This is a genomic window from Citrobacter sp. wls708 (assembly GCF_005281255.1).
GTDB lineage: Bacteria > Pseudomonadota > Gammaproteobacteria > Enterobacterales > Enterobacteriaceae > Citrobacter > Citrobacter werkmanii.
Genome location: NZ_SZXE01000043.1, coordinates 291,166 through 303,555, shown reverse-complemented (window position 1 = coordinate 303,555; position 12,390 = coordinate 291,166). Strand labels below are relative to the sequence as shown.

General features: G+C 55.7%; 12 protein-coding genes. 6 read left to right on the top strand and 6 right to left on the bottom strand.

What is annotated here, in order from left to right:
- Window positions 1-7: 7 nt before the first annotated feature.
- From hycE to hycA, 5 genes are all read right to left on the bottom strand, one after another.
- Window positions 8-1,717 carry a formate hydrogenlyase subunit HycE gene (gene hycE / locus FDW97_RS22620; RefSeq protein ID WP_006687169.1) on the bottom strand — a complete coding sequence of 570 codons (1,710 nt, stop codon included), beginning with the start codon at window positions 1,715-1,717 and terminating at the stop codon, window positions 8-10.
- 17 nt (window positions 1,718-1,734) lie between these two features.
- Complete coding sequence (locus FDW97_RS22615; protein ID WP_042310580.1) at window positions 1,735-2,658, bottom strand: respiratory chain complex I subunit 1 family protein; 924 nt, start codon at window positions 2,656-2,658, stop codon at window positions 1,735-1,737.
- A gap of 2 nt (window positions 2,659-2,660) precedes the next feature.
- Window positions 2,661-4,487: a formate hydrogenlyase subunit 3 gene (gene hycC, locus FDW97_RS22610; protein ID WP_110497040.1), complete on the bottom strand. Its 1,827-nt coding sequence runs from the start codon at window positions 4,485-4,487 to the stop codon at window positions 2,661-2,663.
- Window positions 4,484-5,095, bottom strand: a complete 612-nt coding sequence (gene hycB / locus FDW97_RS22605) for a formate hydrogenlyase subunit HycB (protein ID WP_038633091.1) — start codon at window positions 5,093-5,095, stop codon at window positions 4,484-4,486. The genes hycC and hycB overlap by 4 nt, the downstream gene beginning before the upstream one ends.
- A 144-nt stretch (window positions 5,096-5,239) precedes the next feature.
- The gene (gene hycA, locus FDW97_RS22595) at window positions 5,240-5,698 is read right to left on the bottom strand and encodes a formate hydrogenlyase regulator HycA (RefSeq protein ID WP_038633094.1); all 459 of its coding nucleotides are present in this window, start codon (window positions 5,696-5,698) and stop codon (window positions 5,240-5,242) included.
- 198 nt (window positions 5,699-5,896) lie between these two features.
- Between hycA and hypA the strand changes: the two genes are divergently transcribed.
- The 6 genes from hypA to flhA all read left to right on the top strand — a co-directional run bounded on the left by hypA (window position 5,897) and on the right by flhA (window position 11,901).
- A complete protein-coding gene (gene hypA, locus FDW97_RS22590; RefSeq protein ID WP_042310587.1) occupies window positions 5,897-6,253 on the top strand; it encodes a hydrogenase maturation nickel metallochaperone HypA in 357 nt (118 codons plus the stop codon).
- A gap of 87 nt (window positions 6,254-6,340) precedes the next feature.
- On the top strand, window positions 6,341-7,213 hold the full coding sequence (gene hypB, locus FDW97_RS22585) for a hydrogenase nickel incorporation protein HypB (protein ID WP_038633101.1): 873 nt from the start codon (window positions 6,341-6,343) through the stop codon (window positions 7,211-7,213).
- A complete protein-coding gene (gene hypC, locus FDW97_RS22580) occupies window positions 7,204-7,476 on the top strand; it encodes a hydrogenase 3 maturation protein HypC (RefSeq protein ID WP_038633103.1) in 273 nt (90 codons plus the stop codon). Before hypB ends, hypC begins: the two co-directional genes overlap by 10 nt.
- Window positions 7,477-8,598, top strand: coding sequence for a hydrogenase formation protein HypD (gene hypD / locus FDW97_RS22575; protein WP_137351653.1), 1,122 nt, complete (start codon window positions 7,477-7,479; stop codon window positions 8,596-8,598).
- Window positions 8,595-9,605 (top strand): hydrogenase maturation carbamoyl dehydratase HypE, encoded by a 1,011-nt coding sequence (gene hypE / locus FDW97_RS22570; protein ID WP_069324562.1) that lies wholly within the window; start codon window positions 8,595-8,597, stop codon window positions 9,603-9,605. The genes hypD and hypE overlap by 4 nt, the downstream gene beginning before the upstream one ends.
- Window positions 9,606-9,822: 217 nt before the next feature.
- Window positions 9,823-11,901: a formate hydrogenlyase transcriptional activator FlhA gene (gene flhA, locus FDW97_RS22565; RefSeq protein ID WP_085048865.1), complete on the top strand. Its 2,079-nt coding sequence runs from the start codon at window positions 9,823-9,825 to the stop codon at window positions 11,899-11,901.
- A gap of 102 nt (window positions 11,902-12,003) precedes the next feature.
- Here the strand turns inward: flhA and FDW97_RS22560 are convergent, their stop codons facing one another.
- Complete coding sequence (locus tag FDW97_RS22560) at window positions 12,004-12,348, bottom strand: nitrous oxide-stimulated promoter family protein (RefSeq protein WP_137351652.1); 345 nt, start codon at window positions 12,346-12,348, stop codon at window positions 12,004-12,006.
- Window positions 12,349-12,390: the final 42 nt, after the last annotated feature.

Below are 12,390 nucleotides of genomic sequence, written 5' to 3'. Positions count from 1 at the left end.
CGATTCCTTATTTCAGCGGCGAGTTTTTACGCTCGATGCTGTAGCGCTCAAGTTCTTTGTACGGTACGACTTTGCTCTTCTTCTTACGCACATCGACCACGGTCATACGGTCAGTACAGGAGTAGCAAGGATCGAGGCTACCGATAATCAGCGGGGCATCGGAAACAGTGTTGCCACGCAGCATGTAACGCAGCGTTGGCCAGTTGGCGTAGGTCGCCGCACGGCAGCGCCAGCGATACAGTTTCTGGTTATCGCCGGTCATGCTCCAGTGGATGTCATCGCCGCGCGGCGCTTCGGCAAAGCCCAGCGCGAATCGGTGAGGAATATAGGTAAAGCCTTCCACCGCCAGCGGGCCGCCCGGCAGGTTGTCCAGACCAAAGTCGATCATGTTCAGTGCGGTATAGACTTCATTGATACGGACTTTAAGACGAGAAATGACGTCGCAACCCTGCTCGCTGTGCACTTCCATCGGCAGCAAACCATAACCCACAAATGGGTGATCGGCGCGGGTGTCACGCGCGTGACCGCTGGCGCGAACCATCGGACCGACGTTACTAAAGTCGCGGGCGATCTCCGGATCCAGACGACCAATACCCACGGTACGCTGTTCCATGTTCGGCGTGCTGAGCAGCATATCGACCAGTTCCTGCACCTCACGACGCATCTGCTGCGCCAGTTGACGGGTCTGGATCATATCGTCTTTCAGCAGGTCACGACGGATACCGCCGATCAGGTTCATACCGTAAGTTTTACGCGCCCCGGTGAGGATCTCCGCCATCTTCATCGACGTTTCCCGCACGCGGAAGAACTGCATAAAGCCGGAATCAAAACCGGTGAAGTGACAGGCCAGGCCGAGGTTCAACAGATGCGAGTGCAAACGCTCCACTTCCAGCAGAATGGCGCGGATCATCTGCGCGCGCTCCGGCACCACGATACCCATCGCATTCTCTACGGAGGTGGTATAGGCGGTGCTGTGGGCAAAACCGCAGATGCCGCACACGCGGTCCGACAGGAACGTCACTTCGTTGTAACCCATACGGGTTTCCGCCAGTTTCTCCATGCCGCGGTGGACATAGAACAGACGATAGTCGGCGTCGATGATGTTCTCGCCGTCAACAAACAGACGGAAGTGACCGGGCTCATCGGAGGTCACGTGCAGCGGGCCAATCGGCACCACGTTATTTTTCTTGTCACCCAGTTCGTTGATGAACTCGTAGGTTTCAGCATCGGTGGTCGGCGCCGGGCGCTGACGATAATCCATACTGTCTTTACGCAACGGATACAGCTCGTCCGGCCAATCATCCGGCAGCACCAGACGACGTTCATCCGGCAAACCGACCGGGATCAAACCGTACATGTCGCGCACTTCACGCTCGCCCCAGACGGCTGCCGGAACGCGTGGCGTCACGGATGGGAATTCCAGCTTATTGGCATCCACTTCAACGCGGACGGTAATCCAGCACTTGGTGCCCTGCTCCATCGACATCACGTAATAAACGGCGTAATGGCCGCACAGCTGACGTTCGTCGTTACCAAACAGCACGGACAACCAGCCGCCCTGTTTGTAGTACAGGAACTCAACCACTTCCGGCAGGTAGTTCACCTTGACGGTGATCGTCAGCTGATCTTTGGTCTGCCAGGCTTCATCCAGCACCACGCCCGGAAAGGCCTGGTGCAGAGCGGCGAGATAGTGTTGACCTAATTTTTCTTCAGACATGCTCAAACTCTCTTAAATCACGCCACCAGCAAGGAGACGAACGCTAAAAACGCAAACCCAAAACCGGCCCAGGTCACGCGTGAAGTGGCGCAAAAACGCAGACGCGCCATGCTGTTTTCGAACAAGGCAATGACCAGCACGCCGAGGACCAGCTTGACGACGGCAATCACCAGCGCCAGCAGCAGCCCACCCGCGGTGAAGGTCTCCATCTGTCCCCACGGCAGGAACACGCCGACGAACATTTGCAGTACGACCAATTGTTTGAGGCTAATACCCCACTTCAGCACCGCAAAACCGCTGCCGCTGTATTCGGTCAATGGACCTTCCTGCAGTTCCTGCTCTGCTTCCGCCAGATCGAACGGCAGTTTGCCCATTTCGATAAAGGTGGCGAAAGCACAGGCGCACAGGGCCAGAATCAGCGGGATGCTGCGCGCAGCAGGCCAGTGGTAAACGGTATCGGCGATATTGCTGATATGGGTTGAACCCGCAACCTGCGCCGCCACCCACAGTCCCAGCAGCAGGATAGGTTCAACCAGCACGCCGAGCATCGCTTCGCGGCTGGCGCCAATCGCAGTAAACGGGCTACCAGTATCCAGGCCCGCGATAGAGAAAAAGAAACGGGCGATGGCGAACAGGTAAATTAAGGTGATCAGATCACCCAATTGCGGCAGCGGTGAACCAACGGTCACTACCGGCAACGCGGTGGCGATAGTCAGCATCACACCTACCATCACAAATGGCGTCAGGCGGAAAACCCAGCTGGAATCCGCAGGCGCAATGCTCTGACGACCCAGCAGTTTGATAATGTCGCGGTATTCCTGCAAAACGCCTGGACCGCGACGATTATGCAAACGCGCACGCGCCACGCGGGTCACACCGGACAGCAGCGGCGCAACGGCAAACAGCACCAGCGCCTGAATTAACGGATATAAAACACTCATTTTCAGGCTCCTCGTGAAACCACAATCACCACCAGCACCGCCAGCTCAATCAACGCCAGGCGACGAAACAGTACCGGGGCGGCCGCATTCTGCCAGCCCGGAACCAGTGATACCGGGTTCAGCCATTTACGCAATTTGAGTACCGGGGCAAAGGCTTCTTTCACCGGCATGGCAAAACCGTGGGCGGTAATGACCATTGACTGCTCGTGATCGTAACCACACACCCATGCCGCACCGCGTGAACGCGACGGCAGACGGTTGCCTTTGAAAATGGCCATGATGATGAACGGCAGCAGCGGACACGCGATCAGCAGCAGCGTGATCATTGGCTGAGAAACGGTGGTGTTCGCGGTTTCCAGCGGCAGTGGAACGGCAGAGGAAATCATCGGCAGCAGCCACGGCGCAGCAACGCCGCCAATCACGCAGCAGATAGCCAGCGCAACCACGCTCACGCCCATCAGGATTGGCGCGCAGCAGGCATTTTCAGCTTCCTTCGTGCGCGGCGCGCCAAGGAACGTAACGCCATACACTTTCGCCATACACATCACCGCCAGCGCGCCAGTAATCGCCAGTCCTACCGCCAGCAACGGCCCTAACAGACGACCGACAAACGCGCCGCTGTTGCCAAGCTTAAAGAAGGACTGATAGATGACCCACTCACCGGCAAAACCGTTCAGCGGCGGCAGTGCGGCCATCGCCATCAGGCCAACCAGCATCGCCAGAGAGATAATCGGCATACGTTTACCGATACCGCCCAACTTCTCGATATCACGATGACCGGTACGGAACCAGATGCTGCCAGCACCGAGGAACAGAACGCTTTTGAACAGGCTGTGGTTGACCAGATGATACAGACCACCGGTCAAACCCAACGCAATCAGCGCCGGTTGATTCAGTGAAATCCCGGTTACGCCAGCGCCCAGCCCCAGCAGAATAATGCCGATGTTTTCCAGCGTGTGGTACGCCAGCAAACGCTGGATGTTATGTTCCATTAGCGCATACAGACCGCCGACAAATGCGGTGATCATACCCAGCACCAACAGCGTAATGCCCCACCACAGCGGCGCGTTACCGCCCAGCAGCGACAGGGAGAGAATACCCAGCAGACCGACCTTCATGACCACGGTAGAAAACAGTGCCGCAGCCGGCGCGCTGGCGTTGGCGTGTGCCTGCGGCACCCAACCGTGCAGTGGGATAATCCCGGCCAGCAGGCCAAAACCCGCCACGCCCAGCAGCCAGATGTCAGACCCAAGCGGCAGCTCCTGGGTGCGCAGATCGAGCAGACGCAGTTCCAGCGTACCGTAGCGCTGCCACACCAGGTAGCAGGCAATCGCCAACAGCAGCGTGCCGATGCGCCCCAGCGCAAACCACAGCTTGCCTTCTTTACTGCAACCGGTCAGGAACACCGCGCACAGCGCCATGATTTCCGCCATCACCACCAGCGTACCGAGGTTGCTGGCAACCACCGCACATACCGCTGCGGCCATCAGCAGATTCACCAGCAGGCCGTTGGCTTTCACCTGTGGATGGCGATGCCAGTCAATGTTGTACAGGCTGACAAACAGACCGCACAGGCCCAGAGTAATCAGCCAGATAGCGTTCAACGGGGTAATTTGCAGGCTGTGACCAATAAACGGCATCACACCGCTTACCGCCAGCGCGTTGGTCAGCACCATAAAACCCGCGCCAGCCGTACACAAACTGCCAACCGCGCCGCCAACCCCTGCAATCCAGCCGCTCAGCGGTTTATGAAATGAAAACAGAAATGCCAGAACCGCAGCCGCTGTAAACCAGGCCACGCCGCTGTTAATCAGTGAAATTGCGCTCATTTTGCATCTCCACTTTGAGCCTGCTGAAACAAGGTGAGATCGCCGAAGTCGGTATTGAAAGTCAGCTCACGTTTACGTTTGCTGGCGCGGGCGATATCCATGTTGCTCACCAGATGCAGGGCTTTGGTCGGACACATGCGTACGCAGGCCGGACCTTGCTCGTCAAAACTACACAGATCGCATTTCACCGCGATGGCACGAATGCCCGGAACCCAGTCCAGCAGCGTGCTTACGCGAGCTGGAGCTGGCGGAGCCGGCGGCGCTTTTGATGTATTGGCGTTTGCCGGGATATGCAGCGGACGGCTACCGGAAAACTCAATAGCACCGAACGGACAGGCGATCCCGCACAGTTTGCAGCTTACGCACAGGCTTTCATTCAGCTGTACGGCGCCGTCAACGCGATTAATCGCATTAACCGGACAAACGGTAGCGCAAGGCGCATCTTCACACTGGTGGCAAAGCTGCGGCGCGGATTCTTTTTCATTTAACATCACTTTCAGGCGCGGCATTGACTGCAGGCCATGCTGGCGATGTGTCTCTGAGCAGGCGGCTTCACAGGTGTGGCAGCCAATACAAAGAGTGGAGTCAGCAATTACAAAACGATTCACCAGGCATTCCTCAGGTGATAGTCATTTTTGACGAAAACATGTCAGGCAAATGTCATTTCGACATTTTTCGACATGCCCATTCCCTAAACTGTCGTGACGCAGTATTAAAGCCGCGCCATGACAAACGTGAGCAGCCCCCGAGGCTTACGCCGGGCTATGTCCCGCAACCAGCTGGCTTAAATTCACCGGCATATTGTTCTCAACCGCGGTGTACAGGCTGTCGTAGACACTGGCGATTTTTTCGAGATAGTGCTCCAGCACCTGCTCGCGATCGCGGTTGCTGATACGCTCATCAACTTTACCGTCGATGGTCAACTGTGCCTGTGCAATCAGTTGCTTATCATCACCCTCTTTCGTTTCGACGTAATACTCGATGGTGTGACTGTTGAAGCCATCCGCCAGCGTGACGTAGATAACGAAGTGTTCAAAAAGGACAAAGCACAGATCTTTGTCCGGCGCGCAGCTCATCGCATGATGCAAACGCGCTTTCGACAGGGTGATCCCCTGAACCAGCGAGTTGCAGTAAATACGCCACTGGTCCTGTAGGCGACGATGCCGTTCAGCGATGTAATCGGCTTTTTCGCTTATTTCCCAAATAGTCATGTCAGGTTACCCGTTTAGCAGAGATGAACAGCCTTAAGCACATTTCATGCCAAAATTAATTTCCTTTATTTTCAAATACATAAAAAATCAAAGATGGGTGACGACGTGTCATTTCGTCATTGTCGTCATTGTCACGGATGAAAAAATTCAACCTGGCATGTTTATTGCTTTTAATACGGCAACTTCATAGGAGGCGGTATGCACGAAATAACCCTCTGCCAAAGAGCACTGGAATTGATTGAACAACAGGCCACGCAACACGGTGCCAAGCGAGTAACTGGGGTCTGGCTCAAAATTGGCGCATTTTCTTGCGTAGAAACCAGCGCTCTCGCCTTTTGTTTTGATCTGGTATGCCGTGGGACCCTTGCAGAAGGTTGTAAACTCCACCTCGAAGAACAAGAAGCAGAATGTTGGTGCGAATCTTGTCAGCAATACGTCACGTTACTGACGCAACGCGTGCGTCGGTGTCCGCAATGCAACAGCGATACGCTGAGAATTGTGGCCGATGATGGTTTACAGATTCGACGAATTGAAATAGGCGACGCCGAAGACTAATTCCGGTGGCACCTGCCAGGCCGGAGAAGACGCTTGCGTCGCCATCCGGCAAAAAGCCTGTAACAAGAAAGAGATCAGGAGTGAGCGATGTGTACGACATGTGGTTGCGCTGAAGGCAACCTTTATATAGAGGGTGATGAGCATAATCCCCACTCGGCGTTTCGCAGCGCGCCATTTGCCCCGGCGGCTCGCCCGGCGCTGAATATTACCGGTGTGAAAACCTCTAATTTCGCACCGAGCCAGACCGCAGAAGGCGACCTGCACTACGGTCATGGCGAGGCGGGTACCCATGCGCCAGGCATGAGCCAGCGCCGTATGCTGGAAGTCGAAATTGACGTGCTGGACAAAAATAACCGTCTGGCCGAACGTAACCGCGCCCGTTTTGCCGCTCGTCAGCATCTGGTATTAAACCTCGTCTCAAGCCCGGGCTCAGGTAAAACGACGCTACTGACCGAAACGCTGATCAAGCTGAAAGACAGCGTTCCGTGCGCCGTGATTGAAGGCGACCAACAGACGGTCAACGATGCCGCCCGTATTCGCGCCACCGGCACCCCCGCCATCCAGGTCAACACGGGTAAAGGTTGCCACCTTGACGCGCAAATGATTGCTGACGCCGCGCCGCGTTTGCCGCTTGATGACAACGGCATTCTGTTTATTGAAAACGTCGGTAACCTGGTCTGCCCGGCCAGCTTCGACCTCGGCGAACGTCATAAAGTGGCGGTGCTGTCCGTCACCGAAGGCGAAGATAAGCCGCTGAAATATCCGCATATGTTTGCCGCCGCATCGCTGATGCTGCTCAATAAAGTGGATCTGCTGCCGTACCTCAATTTTGATGTTGAAAAGTGCATCGCCAGCGCCCGGGAAGTGAACCCGGACATTGAGATCATCCTGATTTCCGCCACCAGCGGCGAAGGGATGGACCAATGGCTCTCCTGGCTGGAGACGCAGCGATGTGCATAGGTGTTCCGGGTCAAATCCGCACCATTGATGGCAACCAGGCCAAAGTCGACGTTTGCGGTATTCAGCGCGACGTCGACCTGACGCTGGTCGGTAGCTGTGATGAAAATGGTCAGCCGCGTCTGGGTCAGTGGGTACTGGTCCACGTCGGCTTTGCGATGAGCATCATTAATGAAGCAGAAGCGCGCGACACGCTCGACGCGCTGCAAAATATGTTTGACGTTGAGCCGGATGTCGGCGCGTTGCTGTACGGCGAGGAAAAATAAATGCGTTTTGTTGACGAATACCGCGCACCAGAACAGGTGATGCAGTTGATAGAGCACCTGCGTGAACGTGCCGCTCTCCTCCCCTATACCGCTGAACGACCGCTGCGCATCATGGAAGTTTGTGGTGGCCATACCCACGCTATTTTCAAATTCGGACTCGACCAACTGCTGCCCGAAAACGTGGAGTTCATTCACGGTCCTGGCTGCCCGGTTTGCGTTCTGCCGATGGGCAGGATCGACAGCTGTGTTGAAATCGCCAGCCATCCGGAAGTGATTTTCTGCACCTTTGGCGACGCCATGCGCGTGCCGGGAAAACAAGGCTCACTACTACAGGCCAAAGCGCGCGGCGCGGATATCCGCATCGTCTATTCGCCGATGGATGCGCTGAAGCTGGCGCAGGAAAACCCAACGCGTAAGGTTGTGTTCTTTGGTCTGGGTTTTGAAACCACCATGCCAACCACCGCCATTACCCTGCAGCAGGCCAAACAACGCGATGTGCAGAACTTTTACTTTTTCTGTCAGCACATTACGCTAATCCCCACGCTGCGCAGCCTGCTGGAACAGCCGGACAACGGCATCGATGCCTTTTTAGCACCGGGGCACGTCAGCATGGTGATTGGCACCGACGCCTATAATTTCATTGCCTCAGATTTCCATCGCCCGTTAGTGGTCGCCGGCTTTGAGCCGCTCGACCTGCTGCAAGGCGTAGTGATGCTGATTGAACAGAAAATCGCCGACCAAAGCCAGGTCGAAAACCAGTACCGCCGCGTGGTACCGGATGCCGGTAACGCCTTGGCGCAACAGGCCATCGCTGAGGTATTTTGCGTCAACGGCGACAGCGAATGGCGCGGTCTGGGCGTGATCGAATCGTCTGGCGTTCACCTGACGCCGGACTATCAACGTTTTGATGCCGAAGCGCATTTTCAGCCAGCGCCACAGCAGGTATATGACGATCCGCGCGCGCGTTGCGGAGAGGTGTTGACCGGCAGATGTAAACCGCATCAGTGCCCGTTATTTGGTAAAACCTGTAACCCGGAGACCGCCTTTGGCGCACTGATGGTCTCCTCAGAAGGCGCATGTGCCGCCTGGTATCAGTATCGTCAGCAGGAGTGTGAAGCATGAACAGCGTACAACTCGCCCACGGTAGCGGCGGTCAGGCTATGCAGCAGTTGATCAACAGTCTGTTTATGGAGGCTTTTGCTAATCCGTGGCTGGCGGAACAGGAAGATCAGGCGCGTCTGGAACTGGCGCAGTTGGTTGCAGAGGGCGATCGTCTGGCGTTCTCTACCGACAGCTATGTTATCGATCCGTTGTTCTTCCCCGGCGGTAATATCGGCAAGCTGGCTATCTGCGGTACGGCTAACGATGTCGCCGTCAGCGGCGCGATTCCGCGTTATCTCTCCTGCGGGTTTATCCTTGAAGAAGGTCTGCCGATGGAGACGCTGAAAACCGTCGTCACCAGCATGGCGGCAACCGCACGCGAAGCGGGCATCGCCATCGTGACCGGTGATACCAAAGTCGTGCAGCGTGGCGCCGCAGATAAGTTGTTCATCAACACCGCCGGTATGGGGGCGATCCCCGCCAACATTCACTGGGGCGCGCAAACTCTCGGCCCTGGCGATGTATTGCTGGTTAGCGGTACGCTCGGCGACCATGGTGCAACCATTCTTAATTTGCGCGAGCAATTGGGTCTTGATGGCGAACTGGTTAGCGACTGTGCGGTGCTCACGCCGCTTATCCAGACGATACGTGATATACCCGGCGTGAAGGCGCTGCGTGACGCCACCCGTGGCGGCGTGAATGCGGTGACGCATGAGTTTGCCGCATCATGTGGATTTGGTATTGAGCTGTCTGAAGCGGCCCTGCCCATGAAGCCTGCGGTGCGTGGCGTTTGCGAGCTGCTGGGCCTCGATGCGCTCAACTTTGCCAACGAAGGCAAACTGGTGATTGCCGTTGAGCGTCAAGCTGCTGAAAGCGTGCTTGCCGCGCTGCGCGCGCATCCGTTAGGACGCGACGCGGCAATGATTGGCGAAGTAGTTGAACGTAAAGGTGTACGTCTTGCCGGACTGTATGGCGTGAAACGAACCCTCGATTTACCACACGCTGAACCTTTACCTCGTATATGCTAGCAGCCAGTTGGCAGCATGCTGTAAGCCGGATAAGACGCATTGGCGTCGACATCCGGCATTAACGCTGCATTATCGCCTGATGGCTTTGCTTATCAGGCCTACGGATTGCGTGACCGGTGAGTTTGCGGTCAGCCATCCGGCAATAATTTACGACTTATACCTATAATTCATTTACCGTTTTCGCACCGTTTTGCGGTGCTTTCCCTGGAAAAGCAATATGTCGTATACACCGATGAGTGACCTCGGACAGCAAGGCCTGTTCGATATTACTCGTACATTATTACAGCAGCCCGATCTTCAGTCTCTCAGCGAGGCGCTTTCACAGCTGGCCAGGCATTCCGGACTGGCCGACTGCGCGGCTATTGTCTTATGGCAGGCACAAACGCAACGTGCGCGTTATTTTGCGACGCGCGAAAATAGTAAACCTATCGATTATGAAGACGAAACGGTGCTGGCGCATGGGCCGATACGCCGTATCCTGTCGCGCCCCGACGCGCTGCACTGCAACTATCATGAGTTCACGGAAACCTGGCCGCAGCTGGCATCCGGCGGATTGTATTCTGAATTTGGTCACTACTGTCTGCTGCCGCTGGCGGCGGATGGGCGCATCTTTGGCGGTTGCGAATTCATCCGCAACGAAGACCGGTCATGGAGCGAAAAAGAGTACAATCGGCTCCAGACCTTCACCCAGATTGTCGGTGTCGTGGCTGAACAAATTCAGAGCAGAGTCAGCAATAACGTCGATTACGATCTGCTGTGCCGTGAGCGTGACAACTTTCGCATCCTGGTCGCCATCACCAATGCGGTGCTTTCCCGACTGGACATAGATGAACTGGTCAGCGAAGTCGCCAAAGAGATCCACCATTATTTCGACATCGATGCTATCAGTATCGTGTTACGCAGCAGTCGCAAAAATAAGCTGAGCATCTACTCCACCCACTATCTGGATGAGCATCATCCGGCGCACGAACAGAGCGAAGTGGACGAAGCAGGCACACTCTCTGAGCGGGTCTTCAAAAGCAAAGAGATGCTGCTGATTAACCTGAGCGAACGCGACGCCCTTGCTCCTTATGAACGGATGCTGTTCGAGACCTGGGGCAACCAATTACAGACGCTGTGCCTGCTGCCGTTGATGTCCGGCAATAACATGCTTGGCGTACTGAAGCTGGCGCAGTGCGAAGAGAAAGTCTTCACCACCGCCAATCTCAAACTGCTACGCCAGATTGCCGAGCGTGTGGCGATTGCCGTGGATAACGCCCTCGCCTACCAGGAAATTCACCGTCTGAAAGAACGTCTGGTCGATGAAAACCTGGCGCTGACAGAACAGCTCAACAACGTTGACAGCGAGTTCGGCGAAATCATTGGCCGCAGCGAAGCGATGTACAGTGTGCTCAAACAGGTCGAGATGGTGGCGCAAAGTGACAGCACCGTATTGATTCTCGGCGAGACCGGGACAGGCAAAGAGCTGATCGCCAGAGCGATTCATAACCTGAGCGGCCGTAACGCCCGCAGGATGGTAAAAATGAACTGTGCGGCAATGCCTGCCGGATTGCTGGAAAGCGATCTGTTTGGTCATGAGCGCGGTGCGTTTACCGGAGCCAGCACGCAACGTATTGGGCGTTTCGAACTGGCGGACAAAAGCTCACTGTTCCTTGATGAAGTGGGCGACATGCCGCTTGAGCTTCAGCCGAAGCTATTGCGCGTTTTGCAAGAACAGGAGTTTGAGCGTCTGGGCAGCAATAAGCTGATCCAGACCGATGTCCGTTTGATCGCCGCCACCAACCGCGATCTGAAAAAGATGGTCGCCGATCGCGAGTTTCGCAACGATCTCTACTATCGGCTGAACGTCTTCCCGATCCATCTGCCGCCGCTGCGCGAACGCCCGGAAGATATTCCGCTATTGGTAAAAGCTTTCACCTTTAAAATTGCCCGCCGAATGGGGCGCAATATCGACAGTATTCCCGCCGAAGCGCTGCGTACGCTGAGCAGTATGGAATGGCCGGGTAACGTGCGTGAACTGGAAAATGTGGTAGAACGCGCGGTGCTGCTCACAAGGGGCAATGTACTGCAACTGTCTCTGCCGGATGTTGTCGCTTTGACGCCTTCCACGCCGCCAGTGGCGACCGAAGTCGCACAAGATGGCGAAGATGAATACCAGCTGATCATGCGCGTGCTGAAAGAGACTAACGGCGTGGTTGCCGGCCCCAAAGGCGCGGCGCAACGACTGGGACTGAAGCGCACGACGTTGCTGTCACGCATGAAGCGTCTGGGTATTGATAAGGATGCGCTGGTTTAACGGTTCGCCCGATGGCGCTTTGCTTATCGGGTCTACCCACTGGTGCGTTTATATTTGTAGGCCGGATAAGGCGCAGCCGCCATCCGGCATAGAATTGCTACATTACTTCTTCCGCTGGTACTTCTCGGGCAATTCCGGAACGGGACGTTTGTCATCAATCAGATGACGTACGGTCAGTATCGGATGACGCCAGAACATTCTTGGCCCAGCCCAGCGCATAATCTGCTTCATCTCTTCACGTTTGGCGGGTTGATAACAGTGTACCGGGCACTGTTTGCAGGCCGGTTTTTCCTCACCAAATACGCACTTATCCAGACGCTTTTGCGCATAGGCAAACAACGCATCGTAATGCCCCGGCTCGTCTGAGGCCTGCGGACACTGGCGCTCGTACAGCGAGATCATTCTCTGGATCGTCATTTTTTCACGTGCAATACGTTTGCCGGACATGGTGCCTCCCAATTAAGTTGCATAAATAATACACCTTAAAAG

What these genes read in the sequence shown, in the direction of transcription:
- hypC (WP_038633103.1), top strand. Translation starts at nt 7,204, where the DNA reads ATGTGCATAGGTGTTCCGGGTCAAATCCGCACCATTGATGGCAACCAG.
- hycE (WP_006687169.1), bottom strand. Translation starts at nt 1,717, where the DNA reads ATGTCTGAAGAAAAATTAGGTCAACACTATCTCGCCGCTCTGCACCAG.
- FDW97_RS22560 (WP_137351652.1), bottom strand. Translation starts at nt 12,348, where the DNA reads ATGTCCGGCAAACGTATTGCACGTGAAAAAATGACGATCCAGAGAATG.
- hypB (WP_038633101.1), top strand. Translation starts at nt 6,341, where the DNA reads ATGTGTACGACATGTGGTTGCGCTGAAGGCAACCTTTATATAGAGGGT.
- FDW97_RS22615 (WP_042310580.1), bottom strand. Translation starts at nt 2,658, where the DNA reads ATGAGTGTTTTATATCCGTTAATTCAGGCGCTGGTGCTGTTTGCCGTT.
- hypE (WP_069324562.1), top strand. Translation starts at nt 8,595, where the DNA reads ATGAACAGCGTACAACTCGCCCACGGTAGCGGCGGTCAGGCTATGCAG.
- hycC (WP_110497040.1), bottom strand. Translation starts at nt 4,487, where the DNA reads ATGAGCGCAATTTCACTGATTAACAGCGGCGTGGCCTGGTTTACAGCG.
- hycA (WP_038633094.1), bottom strand. Translation starts at nt 5,698, where the DNA reads ATGACTATTTGGGAAATAAGCGAAAAAGCCGATTACATCGCTGAACGG.
- hypA (WP_042310587.1), top strand. Translation starts at nt 5,897, where the DNA reads ATGCACGAAATAACCCTCTGCCAAAGAGCACTGGAATTGATTGAACAA.
- flhA (WP_085048865.1), top strand. Translation starts at nt 9,823, where the DNA reads ATGTCGTATACACCGATGAGTGACCTCGGACAGCAAGGCCTGTTCGAT.
- hypD (WP_137351653.1), top strand. Translation starts at nt 7,477, where the DNA reads ATGCGTTTTGTTGACGAATACCGCGCACCAGAACAGGTGATGCAGTTG.